General features: G+C 46.7%; 17 protein-coding genes. 10 read left to right on the forward strand and 7 right to left on the reverse strand.

The annotated features are described in order from the left end of the window. Positions 1-4: 4 nt before the first annotated feature. Positions 5-820, reverse strand: coding sequence for an AraC family transcriptional regulator (locus tag GA520_RS02970; protein ID WP_163338168.1), 816 nt, complete (start codon positions 818-820; stop codon positions 5-7). A 13-nt stretch (positions 821-833) separates the two neighbouring features. Further along, positions 834-1,196, reverse strand: a complete 363-nt coding sequence (locus tag GA520_RS02975; RefSeq protein WP_240910140.1) for a hypothetical protein — start codon at positions 1,194-1,196, stop codon at positions 834-836. Positions 1,197-1,435: 239 nt separating this feature from the next. Between GA520_RS02975 and GA520_RS02980 the strand changes: the two genes are divergently transcribed. The 3 genes from GA520_RS02980 to GA520_RS02990 all read left to right on the forward strand — a co-directional run bounded on the left by GA520_RS02980 (position 1,436) and on the right by GA520_RS02990 (position 3,806). Then, positions 1,436-1,993, forward strand: coding sequence for a hypothetical protein (locus GA520_RS02980; protein WP_163338167.1), 558 nt, complete (start codon positions 1,436-1,438; stop codon positions 1,991-1,993). 254 nt (positions 1,994-2,247) lie between these two features. Further along, the gene (locus tag GA520_RS02985) at positions 2,248-2,757 is read left to right on the forward strand and encodes a YgjV family protein (protein ID WP_163338214.1); all 510 of its coding nucleotides are present in this window, start codon (positions 2,248-2,250) and stop codon (positions 2,755-2,757) included. 158 nt (positions 2,758-2,915) lie between these two features. After that, positions 2,916-3,806, forward strand: coding sequence for a protein phosphatase 2C domain-containing protein (locus GA520_RS02990; protein WP_163338166.1), 891 nt, complete (start codon positions 2,916-2,918; stop codon positions 3,804-3,806). Here GA520_RS02990 and GA520_RS02995 read toward each other — a convergent pair. Then, positions 3,782-5,005 carry a glycosyltransferase family 4 protein gene (locus GA520_RS02995; RefSeq protein WP_163338165.1) on the reverse strand — a complete coding sequence of 408 codons (1,224 nt, stop codon included), beginning with the start codon at positions 5,003-5,005 and terminating at the stop codon, positions 3,782-3,784. The two genes, GA520_RS02990 and GA520_RS02995, sit on opposite strands and share 25 nt — an antisense overlap. Before the next feature lie 121 nt (positions 5,006-5,126). Between GA520_RS02995 and GA520_RS03000 the strand changes: the two genes are divergently transcribed. Continuing rightward, positions 5,127-6,044 carry a DMT family transporter gene (locus tag GA520_RS03000; RefSeq protein WP_163338164.1) on the forward strand — a complete coding sequence of 306 codons (918 nt, stop codon included), beginning with the start codon at positions 5,127-5,129 and terminating at the stop codon, positions 6,042-6,044. Between the two features lie 103 nt (positions 6,045-6,147). Continuing rightward, a complete protein-coding gene (locus GA520_RS03005; protein ID WP_304511287.1) occupies positions 6,148-7,725 on the forward strand; it encodes a class I SAM-dependent methyltransferase in 1,578 nt (525 codons plus the stop codon). A 387-nt stretch (positions 7,726-8,112) separates the two neighbouring features. On the opposite strand, the gene GA520_RS03010 is transcribed toward GA520_RS03005, so the two are convergent. From GA520_RS03010 to GA520_RS03025, 4 genes are read right to left on the reverse strand one after another with little or no spacing between them, the layout of a single operon-like run. Continuing rightward, positions 8,113-9,789, reverse strand: coding sequence for an iron ABC transporter permease (locus GA520_RS03010; protein WP_163338162.1), 1,677 nt, complete (start codon positions 9,787-9,789; stop codon positions 8,113-8,115). 5 nt (positions 9,790-9,794) lie between these two features. Then, complete coding sequence (locus tag GA520_RS03015; protein ID WP_163338161.1) at positions 9,795-10,841, reverse strand: ABC transporter ATP-binding protein; 1,047 nt, start codon at positions 10,839-10,841, stop codon at positions 9,795-9,797. 22 nt (positions 10,842-10,863) lie between these two features. Further along, positions 10,864-11,907 (reverse strand): extracellular solute-binding protein, encoded by a 1,044-nt coding sequence (locus GA520_RS03020; protein ID WP_205749268.1) that lies wholly within the window; start codon positions 11,905-11,907, stop codon positions 10,864-10,866. A gap of 57 nt (positions 11,908-11,964) precedes the next feature. Continuing rightward, on the reverse strand, positions 11,965-12,786 hold the full coding sequence (locus tag GA520_RS03025) for a sugar phosphate isomerase/epimerase (RefSeq protein WP_163338160.1): 822 nt from the start codon (positions 12,784-12,786) through the stop codon (positions 11,965-11,967). An 876-nt stretch (positions 12,787-13,662) separates the two neighbouring features. On the opposite strand from GA520_RS03025, the gene GA520_RS03030 reads away from it, so the two are divergent. The 5 genes from GA520_RS03030 (at position 13,663) to GA520_RS03050 (ending at position 17,808) form a co-directional block, all read left to right on the forward strand. Continuing rightward, positions 13,663-14,940 carry a citrate synthase gene (locus tag GA520_RS03030; RefSeq protein ID WP_163338159.1) on the forward strand — a complete coding sequence of 426 codons (1,278 nt, stop codon included), beginning with the start codon at positions 13,663-13,665 and terminating at the stop codon, positions 14,938-14,940. A gap of 56 nt (positions 14,941-14,996) precedes the next feature. Beyond that, a complete protein-coding gene (locus GA520_RS03035; protein ID WP_163338158.1) occupies positions 14,997-16,139 on the forward strand; it encodes a (Fe-S)-binding protein in 1,143 nt (380 codons plus the stop codon). 163 nt (positions 16,140-16,302) lie between these two features. After that, positions 16,303-17,097 (forward strand): J domain-containing protein, encoded by a 795-nt coding sequence (locus GA520_RS03040; protein WP_163338157.1) that lies wholly within the window; start codon positions 16,303-16,305, stop codon positions 17,095-17,097. Positions 17,098-17,349: 252 nt separating this feature from the next. Then, positions 17,350-17,526 (forward strand): hypothetical protein, encoded by a 177-nt coding sequence (locus tag GA520_RS03045; RefSeq protein WP_163338156.1) that lies wholly within the window; start codon positions 17,350-17,352, stop codon positions 17,524-17,526. A gap of 39 nt (positions 17,527-17,565) precedes the next feature. Beyond that, the gene (locus GA520_RS03050; RefSeq protein WP_163338155.1) at positions 17,566-17,808 is read left to right on the forward strand and encodes a hypothetical protein; all 243 of its coding nucleotides are present in this window, start codon (positions 17,566-17,568) and stop codon (positions 17,806-17,808) included. Positions 17,809-17,950: the final 142 nt, after the last annotated feature.

A 17,950-nucleotide genomic window follows, 5' to 3' on the forward strand; every position in this document is an offset into this window, starting at 1 on the left:
AAGTTCAGCATATTGCCTTTTGGTATTGGCGTGGGGTAATACCAAACGCGGACTTAAAGCGGCGGTTCATGTGGCTCTGGTCGGCAAATCCGGCGTTCAGGGCAGACTCAGCGAGTGAAACACCCAGTCGTATCTCTTTTTTAGCTAACTGCAGCCTGTGATGGAGCAAGAAGCTGTAGGGCGAGATATCCATGGCATCAGAGAATAGCCTGAGAAAATGATAGCGTGAAAGATGAGCAGCAGCGGCGATATCATCAAGGGAGATGTGTTCATGTGCATGATCGCGGATGTATGCACAGGCCTGTGCCACAGGAGAGGGGATCTGAACAGCTGCACCGTGTTCGAGTTGCTCAGTACCGTAGCTGCTGAGCAGGCTGGCAACCGTTTTAGAGAAGAGTACCTCGAGTTCGAGCTGTTCTGACGTGTCGTCGTCCAGTAGTTGCAGGAGATGGCCCAGCTGCTGCGAAAGTTCTCGGTCATTAATGACAGGGTGGGCAAAATAGTGGTTTTTTCTGCCTGCTACCATCTCCTCACCGATCGTCTGCATGAGCTCCCAGGGGATATACATGATGCGATAACTGAAATCGCTGTCGTCACCAGACATCCCATCATGAATCTCTCCGGGGTTTACCGTAATAAGGGTTCCTGCAGGGGCGTAGCGGGCTGCACCCCTGTAGGAAAACCGCTGTACGCCGCGGTACATGAGACCAAGTGCGAAATCGTCGTGACAGTGTCGGGTGAATTGGAATTTATGATAATGGGCCTTGAACAGCAGAAGGTTATCCAGTTTGGGGGCCCTGTGCAGGGTAGCCTTTTCCATGAACCAGCTTTGGCTACAGTGAGAAGGACTGTTCCTGTGCTACTTCAATGGCCAGTTGAGACCGAGCCTCGCTATCCATTTCAACACCTTTTTGGGCACACCACTCGGGGAACGTTTCCGGATCGATAAAGACCTTGATAACGGCGTCACCGCTAGCCTGTGCCTGTTTCTTCATTTCTTCGGCCCGTTTGTGCCACTCTTCGTAGGTGGGGGGGAGTCTGTCACCGTCCACAAACATCAGTTTGAGAGTGTCCCAGTGTTCTTCTTTGTACCAGACCATTGCCTGCACCGAGGGCTGGCTTTGTGGCGGTTGCGTAACTGGCTGCGGGTCTTTTTGTTGTTTCTGTTGTGCTCTCTTGAACTTGCGTTGCGACATTTATTGTTCCTTTTCTGCTATGTGAATAATTACTAAGATTGTTGTGTAATCCATACTATACCTGAACCGTCCTGAGCTTCAAGGAAATGATGCCTTCACCCACATATCTCGGACGGGATGCTTCTCAACTGGTGTTAAAGGTGGCAATTAAATAGCACGTGCTTATTTTTTCGTTGTAAACGTATTTTTATACCCTTGTTTTAGGGCATCTTTTAGTTGAATCTTACCTCCCGGTGCATATGAAAGCCTACAAAAAAAGGATCGTTTTCGGTTTTGAAAAACAGTTGATTCAAGCAGGAGCAAGGCGTTGTGAGACATGCAGGGTAAGGAATGAAAAACTGCATGTACCGGGATGTGCCATGGAAGAATGTCCGGCATGCGGCAAGGCTCTAATAGGTTGCAACTGTGAAGCGCTCTCCCCCTGGGATGCAGAAAAGGTCATTCAGGCAGTGTACGGCAAGATAAAAAACCTGGAGGCTGCGCTTGGGGCAGCCGACGAAAGCAGTTGCGAAAAAGATAGCGGCTCGTCTTATTTGCAGCATGCCATCATGAAGTATATCTTTGACAATGTCCCTGATACGGCGAGAAAAGAGATTGAGGAAGCATTTCATATCCGGTTTCCCGGCCTTATTCCCCAATTACAGGATGATGAAGGACGTGGTTATTACACTGCGGAACAGTTGGCTGAAGCACTTGGAATTCCCTTGCAGGAGGTTCATGAACGTGTGGATGCAATGCTCACAGCCGGCCAGAAACTTGAAACCTCGGAAGGCCGTCATCTTCGAAAAGTACACTGACTCGCGGGGGGCTATTGCAACTCCTGCATCCAGGAAACGAATCCAACGAACCTCATACCTTTTCCTGATGAGCAGGCGGAGTCAAAGGGGGAATCCGCAGAACTCAAGTGATTATTACAGCACGTTGAGATGATCGACAAATCCATGCAACTGGTTCTGAACCTGATGACGAAGTGATGTTGTTGGTGATAGACAGGGTGGGGAAAAAGGAATATAGTCCTATCTTTTGTCACGTCATCACCTTTGGGGTTGGAATGTCTTTATTTGCCGTATCACAGATTTTGGTGGGCATAGCTATCTGCACGGATATGCTTTCCTTCCAATTTAAAAAGCGGGTACATATCGTCAGTTGCCTGCTGGTTTCATGTACCCTGATCTCCATCCACTTTATGTGCCTGGGGCACTGGACTGCAGCCTGCATGGGCTTGCTGGCGGCGGCGAGGTTCATTACCTGTGTGTTTACGACCGACAGGAAGGTTCGAACGCTTTTCGTGCTAGCCACCCTGATCGTCTCCATGGTGACGTATGAAGGCTTACTATCTGTGCTCTGTACCGTTGGCGGGTTGTTTGGTATATACGCCTCTTTCTGTGAGGATGATAAACCGTTGCGTCAGTTAATGGCTGTCGGTACGTCGATCTGGCTGTTACACAATATTCTCGCCGGTTCACCAGGGGCGGTGTTGATGGAGATACTGTTTCTTGGTTCCAATTTTGTCGGCTATTTTCGTTATTATATTCGGCCCCAAAAGCAAGCCCTCGGTTAACCCTGCCAGACGTATTGCAACCAGATAATAGGGAAAAGCAATAGATACGGTCTGATGTATCGAAAGCAAATATTTGTTCTTGTCGCTGTACTGGTTATTATTGCTGGAACTGTAGCAAAACAAACCCGGGAATTTCCGGTTACAACCGACAGGACAAAATGTATCTCTCAACCGAGCAATTACTCTATCCAAACGTAAAACACTCCCTTTCACCTGGTGGCTTGCAATCCCTGCACTTAAAGGGCAGCGGTCATGTTAATGAGGATGTGTTACTGGTGGATGGGAAAACGTACGGTGTCTTTGATGGGGCGACGAGTCTTCATCAGGTTGGTCTTGATAATGGTAAGACCGGTGGTCTGATCGCCGCAACTATCGCTGCCGAGGCGTTTAAAGAGGATAACAGCCGTCAGTTGCACACTGTTGCTGTTGAGGCGAACGAGCGGATAGCTGAGGCGCAAAGAAAAACGGGAGACCTGAATGGCGACCGGTCAAGGCTCTGGTCCACCAGTATGGGGGTTGTAAGGGTGGGTGATAATCGCCTGGAGTACTGCCAGAGTGGTGACGCCGTGATATTGGTTCTTTTTAAGGATGGAGGGTACCGACTTATATCCACCGATGTCAACATCGATCGGGAAACACTGACCATGTGGAAAGATATGGCCTGGTGTGACGGGATCACAATCCATGAGGCTCTGGCCGACCAGATCCGTACGACGCGGCAGCGGATGAACGTGGATTATGGCGTCTTAAACGGTGAATCTGAAGCGATACAATTTCTAAAACATGGTGCAATCGACCTCGCGGATATATCTGATGTTATACTATGTACCGACGGTTTATTTCTGCCCCGTGAAGAACCTGCCGAGGATCAGGACTGGCGACTCTTTACAGATCTCTATCAACAGGGCGGCCTGCACCTGATTCATGATCATATCCATACGTTGCAGGAGAGTGACCCAGACTGTCGCAAATATCCCCGCTTCAAGAAACACGATGATATAGCCGCCCTGGCGTTGCCTTTCTCTTACCTTTCAAGGCACTTCACATAGCAGCACTCAATCCTCTCAAAGACTGACTCCCAGCCATATGGGCTGGTTACAGCATCAAGGACGTGCGTGTCAGGAGATGGTGAACCGATTACCTTCTCTTTCATTCTCATGATGGCTTTTCTTAAGCTGTGTTCAAGCGCCCTGCGGTCCGTTTCGTCCGGTCGATCAATCTGGGTCATGATCGGAAGCCTGACGAATTCAAAAAGGTCATCATCCGCTTTTTCAAGGAGCTCCCTGCAGCCACTGAGATTGGTAGTGAGTACCCTGCATCCTGTGCTGAGTGCTTCGAGCAGGACCAGGGGGAGTCCCTCGTAGAAGGAGGGAAGAATAAAGAAATGACAGCGTCCCATAAGTTGACCGAGTTCCTGTTGATTCAGTCTGCCATGCAGAGTTACATGTTTACCGCACTTTGCAGCAAGTTCCAGGCACTGCTGTGCTTCTTTGCCGGTGCCGGACCCTGCAAGGTGCAGGTGCAGATCCTTGTCATCCAGCTCCCTGAACACCTTGAGCAGCCAGTCAACACCTTTGGCAAAGCTCAATTTTCCTGCATAGATTATATGGACAGGGGGCGGTTCTTTTTTTATCCGGGGGGTGAAGAGCTTCCTGTCAAAACCACCACCGACAATATGGATACGCTTTCCATCTATCCCGAAAAGATCTTCAATCTGATTTTTCTGTTCCATGTTCAGGGCCAGGATTTTGTCAATTTCCCTGCAGGGCTCCAGCACCCTGCTGCGAAGGTGCCGGTTGTTGATGAATTGTCGTAAGTCTGTGGAATGGCATGATGTTACCATGGGAATCCGAGGAAAGAGCTTCCTGGCAACAGAAGAGACAATCCAGAGATGGTGGCTATGGATAATATCCGGAGAAAATTGTTGTACAGCTTCGGTGATTGTTTCTGCGAAAACGCACTCGTAGCGGTCAAGTTGTTCTGGTGTCAGTTCAGAAAACCTTGAACTCGGGTATGGCATCACATCGCTCATGCCCGGGATTGAAAAATCAAGCTGTCCCTTGTTAAAGGTGACAAAGTGGACTGCGTTGGGGGGCATGCCTGGAAGCTCCGGCCGATTTTCATCGGATACCCCGGCTATTAGCAGGTTATCATAACCTTTAAGCTGTGCCTGGTTGATGATATTCTGAAGGTAGTAGCCACTGCCGGTACTTTCCGGGTGTTGGCTGATAAGGTGGAGTATTTTCATTTCTTTGGCATTATGAGTGTTTCGGCTTTTTTATGGAAAGAAAAGACAGAAAGGTTTATGGGTATTTTCTCATTTGTAGTATTTTACCTTCTTTTGCTAACCATAAAAGGTTTTTTCGAATATGCCATTTCTAGGTGAAGTCATAGGGTTAACCACTGTACTGTGCTGGACGGTCAGTGTCCAGTTTTTCGGTGCCGCCTCAAAAGAGGTCGGTGCTACACCGGTTAATGTTATTCGTCTGACAGTGGCAGTCCTTTTGTTTAGTTTATTTTTACTGGTGAGGGACGGTTCCCCGATACCGGTGGGTTTCCCTCTTCATGCCTGGGTGTACTTGTCGCTTTCCGGCGTGGTTGGTTTTTTTATCGGTGACATATTTTTATTCAAGGCGCTGGTTGAACTGGGTCCCAGGCTGGCTATGCTGATGCACAGCCTCGCAGCCCCGGCTTCTGCGGTGATCGGCTGGCTGTTTCTTGGTGAGACTTATATTCCGGTTCAGTGGTTGGGGATACTTGTGACCTTGTCCGGTGTGGCGGTAGTCATTTTTGAGAGGAGCCCCAACGGCAAAAGACCACGTGCTTCCCTCCCAAAGTCAGCGGCCTCGGTCAAGGGGATCCTGTTTGGGATCGGCGCCATGCTTGGACAGGCTGTTGGTTTTGTCCTGAGTAAAGTGGGTATGCAGGTGGGTGATGGCTACCTTGATGCATTTTCTGCCACCCAGATCAGGGCTCTGGCAGCGTTTTGCTGTTTTGTTGCCTATTTTACGCTTGCCGGCAAATGGAGAAACGTCAGGAAGGCGGCAGCAAACAGAAGGGCCCTTGTTTATAGCTCTACCGGTGCTTTTCTCGGCCCCTTTCTCGGGGTGTCCCTCTCTTTACTTACCCTGCATTATCTTTCGACCGGTGTTGCTGCTACCATCCTCTCATTGGTTCCTGTGTGTATCATACCTTTTTCTGTTTTCCTGTATAAAGAGCATGTATCGTTTAAGGCGGTTGCCGGTGCAGTGGTTGCAGTTTTGGGTATATATCTTCTGGTTTCATAGACTGCCTGATAGAGTATAATTGTATTCCGATAGTTCTGATCAAGAGTGGAAATGTCATGAAAAACAGGTACTGTTGAGACGTCGTGAAATTGTAAAATGGTAGGTGATCAAAAAAATCTTGGCTGGCAATGAGATGATAGTATATGAGGACAAAGACTGGCTGGCAGTGAATAAACCAACGGGCCTGTCGACACATGCTGCCAGAGCCGGAGATCTGGGGATGGCAGAGTGGCTTGGGCTTCACCTGGAAAGGCAACTCCATATCTGCTCACGGCTCGATAAAGGAACAAGCGGGATACTGCTTTTTGCCCGGAACAGAGGAGCCAGCCGCTCTGCACAGCGAATTCATGAACAACAGCAGGCTGAGAAAACCTATCATTTCCTGAGTGATAAGAGCTATAAGGGCCTGAAGAGGCGGGATACGTCGTGGAAGGTCGAAGAACCGCTTGATGGGAAAGAGTGCTCCACCCGGTTTCGTCTTATCCGATCCGGGAACGGCTACTATTGTTATGAGGCTGTGATAAGGCGTGGCCGTACTCACCAGATACGGCAGCATGCTGCTCTGTCCGGTGTGCCCCTTGTCGGTGATGACATCTATGGCGGACAGCCTTTTGGCCGTCTTTGTCTTCATTGCAGCAGACTGAGCTGGCCCGGGATTGAAGAAGATCTTGCGGTGTCTTTGCCTGACTCCTTCCAACTGCTCCTTCAAGGGAAGAGCAGACTTATTGTTGACGGTGCTGTCTGTTGGGAGCGGCGTTTGGGCTGGCCAGGGTTGATTAGTAATAGTTACAGGCTTGTTCATCGGGGTGAGTTGGAATTGCCTGTGAGCATAGATCTCTATGATTCTTATCTCTCGATTACCGGTTTTAAACAGGAGTTTCATTCCAGGCAACTCCAGCAGAAGCTTCAGCCGGTACTTGATTATCTTGGTTCGAAGGTAAAGTGGCGTGGGGCTATTCTGCGACAGCATGTACAGAATCCACATCGGGAAAAACTTATTCATGATGTTATCTGCTGGGGTGAACAAATACCTGAGCAGATTGTGGCACGCGAACATAATCGCCTGTTCGAGGTTAACCTTAACGATTCACAGCATATCGGTCTTTTTCTTGATCAGCGTGATTCCAGAAAGCGAGTCGAAAATGAAGCAGGGGCTAAACGGGTCGCAAATCTCTTCTCCTTTACTTGTTCGTTTTCTGTTGCTGCCCTTACAGGAGGGGCAGAGGTTGTGTTCTCTGTTGATCTGGCTGGTTCTGCCCTGCAACGCGGTAAAACCAATTTTGCGATGAACGGGCTGGATCAATCTGGTCGGGGAAAATTTGTCAGGGAAGATGTGTGTAAGTGGTTGAGCAGGCAGGAACGTAAATACACCGCTCATCCTGAAGATTTTGCTTTCTGGGATCTTATTATCTGTGATCCTCCTGTTTATGCCTCTTCAGGTAAAGGTCGCGGGTTTCATGTGGAAAAACAGTGGCCTGAACTTGTCCGGCAGGTTCGCTTGATTCTGGCTGATAAGGGTAAAGCACTTTTTGCCAACAACCATAGGAGTGGTAAGCCCGCTTATTACCTTGGCGAGCTACAGAAGCATTTCAGTACAGTTACCCAGCTGAGTCCACCCCTTGATTTTCCGACTATTGAGTATCAACCCGAGCATGTTCGAATATATTGGTGTGAAGTGTAAAATGCAGCTGGGGTACATCAACTCAATATGTAAAAAGCAGGACTCGATCTGAATTCTTCCTTTCGAAGTCTCAAAATGATCGTACAACACAAGGTAAATCCCGGATTGTTTGAAAGTATAACTTTGCCACATGCCTAACAATTTAATTGTTCACGTTCCCGCTCCTTACCTGTCCATTAATGGCAAAAATCAACTGCTGTCTTGCAGAAGACAGAATGGAGTTAACTAGTTTCAGGATGGAAACGAGTTATGTCATACTGGCTTGCAAACGCTTGTTGGTGTCGATTTTCCACCACCACTACTTAATATCACTGTTGATGTGAATGAGGATGGTAGAATCGGATTTGAAGAAGTTCTTAATGGCCTTATTGAAATTTCAGAATGATATCAGGATGACATCCCAAGAAACCTGCTCATTATCAAACTGAGTAGAAATGTGAGAACAATGAGAAGGGTTCCGTATGCCATTGCAAGACCTAGGTTATACTCGAAAACACCATTTACCATAGCGATAGACAGTGGTTTGTTTGTCGCATTATAAAGGAATACAGAAACAGTGTACTCCCCGATTGAGCGAATAAAAATCAAAAGAAAACCAGCCCAGATACCAGGAAAAAGGATCGGAACAGCTACGTTTTTAAAAGTGTCAAAATTACTGCCGCCAAGGCTTTTGGAAGCTTCAACATACACTTCGTTCAGGTTTTGAAAGGACACATTGAGTGTTTTAACCATGATCGGTAATGAGCGTATCAAATACCCCAGGGGGAGAAGGATTGACGTTCCTACAAGCACTTCATTGAGTGAAAAGATGGTGGGTTCATTAAATGCGTTGATGATATTTATGGCGATTGCACTTGGGGGGATTGCCCAGGGCAGCATGGTGAGGAATTCTACAACCCACTTTGCTTTCAGCTTTGTCTTAACGATCACAAAAGATGATGGGATAGCAACGATAAGCCCAACCCCTGCTGCCACTATTGCCATAACGGAACTATTGAAGAACGGTTGTAATTTTCTTGCGCTGGTGAAAATTGCAGAATAGTTGTCCAGAGTAAACACTCTTGGGAAATAGTCGACCATCCATGAACTTGATGGAACAAATGAGACAAGTACAATCGTCATCATTGGAAGCAAAATTGAGCCGATTATAATCCAGACAATGGATCGGATAAGAATCCTGTATAACGAATTTCGAATGGCCACGGGTCTGAACAATACGCCTTTTACGGAAGAAGTGAATTGGCTTTTTGCTTCATAAATCCTGAAAACGATGAAGAACAGTATGGAAATGGATGTGAGAATAGACACCTGTGTAGCGGCGATACCCATGTAATTGTTTGCTTTCGATAAGAGTATCTGCGTCGTTAGCACTTTAAAATTTCCGCCAATTATACTAGGTGCGGTAAAGGAGCCGGCCCCTGAAATAAATGTCATAGCTGCCGCAGCTATGATTGCCGGTTTTAAAAAGGGCAGGATGATGGAGAAAAAGACCCTTGTTTGTGATGCTCCAAGATTACTGGCGCTCTCTATTGCTGAATAGTCCATCTGTTTTATTGCAATGGAGACAGTAATGTAAAAATAGATATACTGTGTATACGCGTGGATGACCAAAATTCCGGTTAAACCGGAGAGGGTGAAAGGTGGCGATTCCATCCCCAGTAGGAGCTGTAGCAGCTTTGTTACCATTCCACTTTCGCCATAGAGCTGCACGAAGGCAAATACGATAATTATACCTGGCATGACTAATGGTAAGAGCAGCAGTTTATCCGCAACACTTCTCCCTGGAAATTCATAAAAATTTATGGCGAAGGCGAGCGATGTACCCATGCTACCACAGGCGATAACGGAGAGAAGTCCCAGAGTGACAGAGTTGAGCAAGGGGAGGCGCGATGTTTCGTTGGTGAAAAATTCCTTGTAATGAATAAATGAAAAGGCTCCATTCGCTGTCAGGCTTGTCTCCAGTGTTTTTAAAGCTGGGAAGAGAATATAGCCAAAGAGAAATAAGAGTAAAACAAAGAGTCCGCAATGTCTCAGAACAGAACCTGGTTGTCCTTCACATCTCATTTTGATTAACGTTCCAGAATGTGAAGGTCGTTTGCAGAAAAGTTAACAAACACATTTTGACCTACAGACGGTGTATAGTGCTCACTTTCAGAATTAAGCCTTATCGATCGAAAGAGGAGGTTATCAACTCGGACTGAAAGCTCAGTTGTAAGCCCGTTGTAACGTTTATTTTCAACAACGCCTGCAAAACTGTGGTCACAATCTGCGCTCTCTGCAGATATTCTGATAGCTTGTGGTCGAATTGAAATAAAACGTCCTGTGTCGTTATGGATACCTGCCAAGATGCTATTGATCAGTAAAGAGTCATTCTCATTATCACAGCTATGGAGTGATAACAGATTTGTTTCTCCAATAAACTGCGCTACAAACGAATCTTTAGGCTTCTGATAAATCTCTTCGGGTGTTCCCGTTTGGATACTTTTTCCTTCGTTGAAAACAGCAAGCTGGTCAGACATCGTGAGGGCTTCGGTCTGATCGTGAGTTACAAAAATGGTCGTGATTCCAAGTTGTGTCTGCAGTCGTTTTAATTCCGACCGCATGTTGTCACGGAGTCTGGCATCCAAGTTGGAAAGGGGTTCATCGAGGAGAAGTACCTTGGGCTCGATGGCCAAAGATCGTGCAAGGGCCACTCTTTGCTGCTCACCTCCTGATAATTGAGAGACGGGGCGGCCCCCTAAGCCTTCCAGTCCTACCATGCTGAGGTAACGTTCTGCTTTCTCCTTTATCTGGGATGTCGATCTTTTTTGAACTTTTAAACCATACTCTATATTCTCTATGACAGTCATAAACGGAAAAAGGGCATAGTTTTGAAAAACCATGCCCACATTTCGTTTTTCCGGCTCTAATGAGGTGATATTGACATCATTCAGAATAATGGATCCACTATCTGGTCTGATAAAACCGGCTATGAGTCTTAGAAGTGTTGTTTTCCCACAGCCAGATGGGCCGAGAAAAGTGAAAAACTGACCATCTTCTATGTGCAGATTTATATTGGTGCAGGCAAGGGTTTGGCCGTACCACTTTTCTATGTTATGAAGAACAACAGTTCCCATGTTCCTGCCTCAAGATCGACTCTTACTTTTTCTTTTTATCTTTGCTCATGCTTTTAATTTCTGAGTCCCACTTCTGGATCCAGCCTGATTGTTTTGCAGCAAGAGCCTGCCAGTCAACGTCCATAACTTTGAAGCTTGCATTTGCCATCCATTCTGGAGAATCAGCAAGGGCATCAGGGTGTGTTGGCAGCCTGTTGAATTTCTGAGCCAACAGAGCCTGAACCTTCGCGCTACCAGCAAATTCAATAAATGATTTAGCAGCATTTGGATGTTTCGCCCCATGTATCAGGGCTATACCATCGGTAATTACAGGTGAGCCGCTTTGAGCATCAATCACAGCCAGAGGCATCTTATTCTTAATTTTATTGTCAATAATAGAGTTGAGTACCATAAAACTCACTGCAGCTTCCTTCCTTCCCACAGCTTGAAACAGCATTGAGCCACTGCCATAGTAGTTTTTGGTGTTTGCGTCTAACTCTTTCATGAATTTCCAGCCACTTTCCAGTTCACCCTTGCTTTCAAATTGTTGTAAAAGTGCGGAGTAGGTAGCACGTGCTGAAGAAGACAGAGCATTTCGAAAAACAAGAGAGTTCTTAAACCTTGGATTAACAAGGTCATACCAGTCTTTGGGTGCATCAGCTTCTGGAAGCATTTCAGTATTGTAAAACATCATCACAGGCGTCTGGATAGTTCCGTACCAGTACGAATCAGTATCTTTAAATAATGGATTAATCTTCTCAGCCCATGATGGTGTGAACGCATCAAAAAGACCTTCAGATTTCATTTCAAGAAAGACTGATGAGGGTGCACCATACATTACATCTGATTGAGGATTAGCCTTCTCCGCTCTTATCCGATCAGCAAGAGCACCCTTCAGGTTAATAAAATCAACTTTTATTCCGGTTTCGTTTTGATAGGCATCAGCAACCATTTCCAACATCGCTTCGCCATGGGTCGAGTAAACGACCACCTTTTCTTCCATGTCTTGTGCAAGACCAGTTGTTGGTAATGTTATGGACAAGGCGAGGACAGACGTTGCGAGTAATGCTTGAATCTTTTTTATCATGGTAAATTCTCCTGGCTGGTTGTTAAGAAAGGATTCGGCTTCATGGAGGTATGCTCTTTACGCAGCAATTTTTGCTACGCTTTCAATAAGGTGGTTATGGATCAGGTTTCTTGTATTCAGGATATCCTCATAGGAGCTCAACTCTATAGTCCACCATGTACATTGAGTTTCTAACAATGAATCGACTATCGGACCTAAGACAGACATATCTTGAGGCGCGTAGTGGGTGTCCGTCTCATATTCATAAAAATGAACTTCTTCAATCATCCGGCCAAACAACTCTATTATTTGGGTAACGGTCAGTTCTCCTTGAAGAACCCGCTCGCAGGAAACAGCATGACCAACATCCAAGGTAATTGAGGTGCCACTTTCTTCTGACCATTTCAACATCGTTTCAGGATTACTGGTGGGGCCAAACCGAAGGTTTTCAAGGCAGATTGTCACCCCTCGTTCATTGCCGTACTCAACGAGTCTGCCGAGATTTCTGATAACACGATTGTGATCTAAGGCAATATCTGGAATGAGTCCAACATGAACTGTCATAACCTGGTCTCCAAGACCAAGCAGTGCATCGATACTTTGCTGATGCAGAGCAAGTGCTTTCTCTGCCAGGAGATGGTCTTTATTACCAATTTCGAAACCTGGAAAATAACCGTGATGTCTGACGGATGTACCGTTTTTCAAATACGGTTCTAAATGTTGTTTAGTAAGCTCAAGTTGTAGTGCATTAGGGGTATAGGCCATGGCAAATCCATTCTCAGTAAGCCAATCGAATCTGTCGGGAAACGTATGCCATTGCGTCGAAACGGCGAGGGTGATGTTGCCAGGCATGCTTTTCAGCAATAATCGATCTCCTTTTGACTCGTTGTCCTTTATCATCTTTATCCTGTTAATTATTAATATGATTTACCCGTAAAGCATTGAGACAACCGAACTCAAGCATGCAACAGTTACAAAAAAGTTCTCAATTTGTCCAATCGGTAAATGCTATTGAATGTCAGGTTTCCATGGGGAGGGGCGATGTTGAATTGTATGAGCGGATGTAATCTTATTTTATATAGTTGGGTATTTTCGAAACAGGTATAAACGAGGATAAATCGTCTTCAGAGTGGAAATTGGCTGCAGGGACTAAGGTGTAATATTAATGACCTGATATGTATATCCTCCGATGCCGATTGGGAACATGAGCGGATAGAGGTACAAAGGGTGCCAATTCTAACCTCTGCAACTTCATACTTCATCTACCAATAAACTTGCTGGCTAACTACTGTGTCACTGGTCATTTTTTCACAACAGAACAGGATGTTCAAGGTCGGACGATTCAACAGGAACACTCTCGACTGAGGTGAAACATGTTACCCGATAGGCCACATTAATTCGTTATGTAAATATTTGAAAAGGATACATTAAATATAGAAATAATTGCATATAACCATCTCTTATGGTTATATACGCTATTACTTTATATAGACGTTGCTCTGATTAGTCTTGTAAGTTCGCTCGGGTTTAAGCACGTAAGCCAGGATATACCGTGAATCGGGTGTTCCTTGCATGTACCTGAAGGTGCGGTTGGATATGGCGATACCATGTCTGCCGGACACCGAATGGATCTTTATGAGTCTTCTAAGTTTCACTCGTAAAGAGTACCCCACCGTACAACCCGCAAATCCATTAAAACTAATACCATGAGCATCGGTAGGGCGGACGTTTATTCGTTTCTATAGTGTTTATGATGCAACTCACAAAGGAGGTATTTTGAACAAGACCGTAACCCTGACCTACGAAGGAAAGCAAATTGAGCTGCCGGTAGTTACTGGAAGTGAAGGAGAGGAGGCTATTGATATTTCAAGGCTGAGAGCCGAAACTGGCTTGATTACTCTTGATCCCGGCTACGTTAATACCGGAAGTTGTCTGAGTGCCATCACCTTCATGAACGGTGAAAAAGGAATATTACGCTATCGGGGAATACCCGTGGAACAGCTGGCCGAGCACTCATCATTTAAGGAAACGGCGTACCTGCTTATAAACGGTCATCTTCCCAACCGGGATGAACTGACCCAGTTTTCGGTAATGCTGAACGATCATAGCCTTGTTCACACCGACATGAAGGCTTTTTACCAGAACTACCCACGTGCTTCACATCCCATGGGGATCCTGTCTTCCATGGTCAATGCCCTGCGAAGCTTCTACCCAGCCCTGGATACCGAGGAGCAAATTGACATCGCCATGACCAGGCTGCTGGCCAAGGTGAGGACCATGGCCGCAATGTCCTATAAGATTTCAAGGGGGCATGAGCTGGTACTCCCCCGTCCTGATCTGACATTTTGTGAAAACTTTCTCAACATGATGTTTGACACGCCGGTGACACCCTACGAAATAAAGCGGGAGGTAGTGAACGCCTTAAGGGTTTTCTGGATTCTTCATGCCGACCATGAACAGAATTGTTCGACTTCGTCAGTTCGCATGGTTGGAAGTGCCAGGGTGAATTTATATGCCGCTATCTCATCCGGTATTGCAGCCCTCTGGGGGCCGCTGCACGGTGGGGCCAATCAGGCAGTGATCGAAATGTTGACCGAAATTCAGACCGGTGGAGGCGGTTATAAGAAGGCGATTGAGAGGGCGAAAGACAAGAAGGACCCGTTCCGCCTGATGGGCTTTGGGCATCGCGTTTATAAAACATATGATCCGCGGGCCAAGATCATGAAAAAAACCTGCGACGAGTTGCTCGAATCGTTACGGCTTGAGGATCCACTTCTGGATGTGGCTAAAAAGCTTGAGGAAACAGCCTTAAGTGATCAATACTTCATTGACCATAATCTCTATCCGAATGTTGATTTCTACAGCGGTATTGTTTTAAGGGCGATTGGTATACCCACAAATATGTTCACCGTAATGTTTGCCCTGGGACGGTTGCCTGGCTGGATCGCACAGTGGAAGGAAAGCAAGGATGATCCTAACTGGAAGATTGCCCGTCCCCGCCAAATTTATAACGGTGAGACGGAATATGCTTATGTCCCAATACACGCTCGCTAATCCGGTTGCTTCATATTTCGTTGCCTGTTCGTAACGTGAATCGGTCAAGTAATGTAATGTTACCGTCGCCAGCTCAGAACTGTGGTGGCGATATGGGGAGTGCGCTTGGGAAAGCTGCTACTCATATCGCTGCCGCTTGCAATGAATGCGGAGCCTGCGTTCGTTCATGTGCTTTTCTGCAAGTGTATGGGACTCCGAAGGTAATTGCCGAAAGATTGGTAAAAGAAGACGGTCGAGGACGATTGACAGCATTTGAATGCAGCCTGTGCGATCTCTGCGGAGCAGTTTGTCCCGAGGAACTTTCTCCTGTGGGTATGTTTATAGCAATGCGGCGAGATGCGCAGCGGGCAGGAGAAGTCGACCAACAAAAGCATGCTATGCTGCTTGGTTATGAAAAGAGGGGCAACTCCCGGCTTTTTTCCTGGTACGGTTTGCCAAGGGGCTGTGATACTGTCTTTTTCCCCGGCTGCACCTTTCCCGGGACCAGATTGCAAACGGCATGGGCACTTTTTAATTATATCAGGGAGCATGTCCCCCAGGCTGGGGTGGTACTTGATTGTTGTAACAAGCCATCGCACGATCTGGGCAGGCACGAGCAGTTCCGGGAACAATTTGCAGAGATGAACCGGTCTTTGGTGGAAAGTGGTGTTCGTACGGTTCTGGTGACATGCCCTAACTGCCTGAAGGTCTTCAAGCAGTATGGTCAGGGTCTTGATACGATAACCGTCTACCAATTCATGGCGCAGCATGGACTGCCCGCCACCCCCAAAGTGGAGGGGAGTTGCGTAATACATGATCCGTGCCCGACACGTAGAGAGAGTGATGTCCACGTTGCCATCCGCAAACTGGTCGGAGCAAAGGGCATTGAAGTGGAGGAGCAAAAAGGCAAACCTGCCAGGACGCTTTGCTGCGGTGAAGGGGGAGCCGTGGGGTTTGTTCGTCCGGAGTTTTCCAGAGTCTGGTCCAAAATGAGGGTGGAGCAGGCAAAAGGTAAGAAGATAGTGTCCTATTGCGCCGGCTGTGTGCGCTTTCTATCACCTTACGCATCCGTCTGGCATATACTCGATTTGATCTTTTTCCCTGTTGCTGTCACTCAGGGCCGGTTCAGGGTGGCAAAAGGACCGTTTACATATATCAAGAGGCTCGTGTTTAAATGGAAACTTCGGCGCCTTCTCGATGTGGAGGATTGGCGTGGCTGATCTGAATACCACACGAATCTGTTTCCTCATCTGAGGATGCAAGATGCTTTCGTACGTATTCTTCCCTGAAGTAAAATAGAACCCTGCTCAAATAAACCATGTATCCTGTGGATAAAGTGATTATTAATACATCATCACCTGAAACACATAAGCTTAAGGAAAGATGAAGGACTATTATCAGATACTTGGTGTTACCCCGGAATCCGGTGAAGATGATATTCGCAAAAGTTATCGAAAACTTGCAATGCAGTATCATCCGGACAAAAATCCCGATTCACCTGAAGCTGAAGAAAAATTTAAGGAAATCGCCGAGGCCTATGGGGTTTTGACCGACCCGGTAAAAAGAAGTCAGTATGACACGGCCAGGAGAACCGGGGCCACTTTTAACACCCATAGTGGGGCCGATGGTGGTTTTAATTACTCCCAGGAAGATATCCTCAAGGATCTTTTCCAGGACCCTCGTTTCCAGCAGATGTTCCAGGGGGTGTTGCGGGAATTTGCACGTAAAGGATTTCGGGCCAACCAGTCCTTTATCAAGCAGAGTTTTTTTGGCGGGAAAGGTGGCATACTTTTCGGTGGTCTGTTTTTTTTCGGCTCCCTTGCCGGACCTGCCCTTATGAAATCGGCGAAGGCAAAACTCCCTGAAGGGAAAGGCTTGCTGAAATCCCTGGGCAGCGCCGTTGGCTCATTGCTTGGAGAAAAGGGAGGCAATGCACCTGTCAGTCAACCCAACACGAATGCAGCAGCGGATACAACCTATACAACATATCTTACTTCCGATGAGTTTCGGTTGGGGAAATTGGTCCGTATTGTCACTAATGGTCCCGACGGCCCTGAAAAACTACAGATAAAGATTCCACCTGAAAGCAGGGCGGGGCAGAAACTGCGGTTGCGGGGTAAGGGGATGCCTGGCCCGGATGGGCGTGGCGATCTGTTCCTTGAGCTGCTGGAGAGATAACATCTACCTGGAAGTCCATTCTTTTTTTTAAAAAAAACCATAAAATTTCGCGCGCTGAAAATGTTTTCATATTAGTGGGATAGACTGCACTTTTTCTGCCCTGAAAGCCCTTCTTTTGCCTGGAGGGCTATGTTTTACAATACTTTCTGTGTGCCCTGTAAGGAAAAAGTGAGGGTCAGGATGCTATGCTGACTCTAACAGATCGGGGGATCGGACTATTATATTTCATTTAATTTTCCTGGGAGGGTAAAAATGAACTGGCTAGCTGAATCAATCGTCGTATTGTGGTTTCTTCCTGTTGTACTCTTTATCGTTCTGCCGTTGGCACTCATGGCCTGTCATCTTGGATTGGTGGCCCTGAAGGGGATGTTTGGGCGAAAAGGCAATGAGGGTATTCTGATGGTGAAAGACATGGGAGCCGGTGCTTAGGTAGAGTCGAACGTTTTTATTCGTAATCGGAGTTGTATTATGAAAAAGGAAATTATCGGCGTCTTCAAGGCGACAAACGGCACGAGAAGAAAGCATCTCGTTTATATAAGTCAGGAGATAAGCGTAAACAGGCAAAAGGTTATTACCGGCGCCCGCAAAACATTCCATCTCGATTCATTTGACGGAGAAGAGGTTCGTTCTACAGTGGATCCGGATATTTTTCTTCGGGCCGACGGAACAACACTCAAGAAAACCGGCAGAATTACTGAAAATGGTACCTGATCCAAGGAAATCATGCAGGTGAGATCTCATTGCCTGCATGATAGACAAGAGTCGTGTCCTTTTCTTTCCTAACTCTCCTCTCCCTACCGCATTATTCTTTACTCCTGTAATAAAAAGAGTTGCATATAGTTGATGTAAACGT

The organism is Desulfopila sp. IMCC35008 (genome assembly GCF_010646885.2).
Lineage (GTDB): Bacteria > Desulfobacterota > Desulfobulbia > Desulfobulbales > Desulfocapsaceae > Desulfopila.

Coding starts and splice junctions, on each gene's coding strand:
- GA520_RS03040 (WP_163338157.1), top strand. CDS start 16,303: ATGAAGGACTATTATCAGATACTTGGTGTTACCCCGGAATCCGGTGAA.
- GA520_RS03000 (WP_163338164.1), top strand. CDS start 5,127: ATGCCATTTCTAGGTGAAGTCATAGGGTTAACCACTGTACTGTGCTGG.
- GA520_RS03025 (WP_163338160.1), bottom strand. CDS start 12,786: ATGATAAAGGACAACGAGTCAAAAGGAGATCGATTATTGCTGAAAAGC.
- GA520_RS03015 (WP_163338161.1), bottom strand. CDS start 10,841: ATGGGAACTGTTGTTCTTCATAACATAGAAAAGTGGTACGGCCAAACC.
- GA520_RS03050 (WP_163338155.1), top strand. CDS start 17,566: ATGAAAAAGGAAATTATCGGCGTCTTCAAGGCGACAAACGGCACGAGA.
- GA520_RS02985 (WP_163338214.1), top strand. CDS start 2,248: ATGTCTTTATTTGCCGTATCACAGATTTTGGTGGGCATAGCTATCTGC.
- GA520_RS02995 (WP_163338165.1), bottom strand. CDS start 5,005: ATGAAAATACTCCACCTTATCAGCCAACACCCGGAAAGTACCGGCAGT.
- GA520_RS03010 (WP_163338162.1), bottom strand. CDS start 9,789: ATGAGATGTGAAGGACAACCAGGTTCTGTTCTGAGACATTGCGGACTC.
- GA520_RS03020 (WP_205749268.1), bottom strand. CDS start 11,907: ATGATAAAAAAGATTCAAGCATTACTCGCAACGTCTGTCCTCGCCTTG.
- GA520_RS03045 (WP_163338156.1), top strand. CDS start 17,350: ATGAACTGGCTAGCTGAATCAATCGTCGTATTGTGGTTTCTTCCTGTT.
- GA520_RS03035 (WP_163338158.1), top strand. CDS start 14,997: ATGTTACCGTCGCCAGCTCAGAACTGTGGTGGCGATATGGGGAGTGCG.
- GA520_RS02970 (WP_163338168.1), bottom strand. CDS start 820: ATGGAAAAGGCTACCCTGCACAGGGCCCCCAAACTGGATAACCTTCTG.
- GA520_RS02990 (WP_163338166.1), top strand. CDS start 2,916: ATGTATCTCTCAACCGAGCAATTACTCTATCCAAACGTAAAACACTCC.
- GA520_RS02975 (WP_240910140.1), bottom strand. CDS start 1,196: ATGTCGCAACGCAAGTTCAAGAGAGCACAACAGAAACAACAAAAAGAC.
- GA520_RS02980 (WP_163338167.1), top strand. CDS start 1,436: ATGAAAGCCTACAAAAAAAGGATCGTTTTCGGTTTTGAAAAACAGTTG.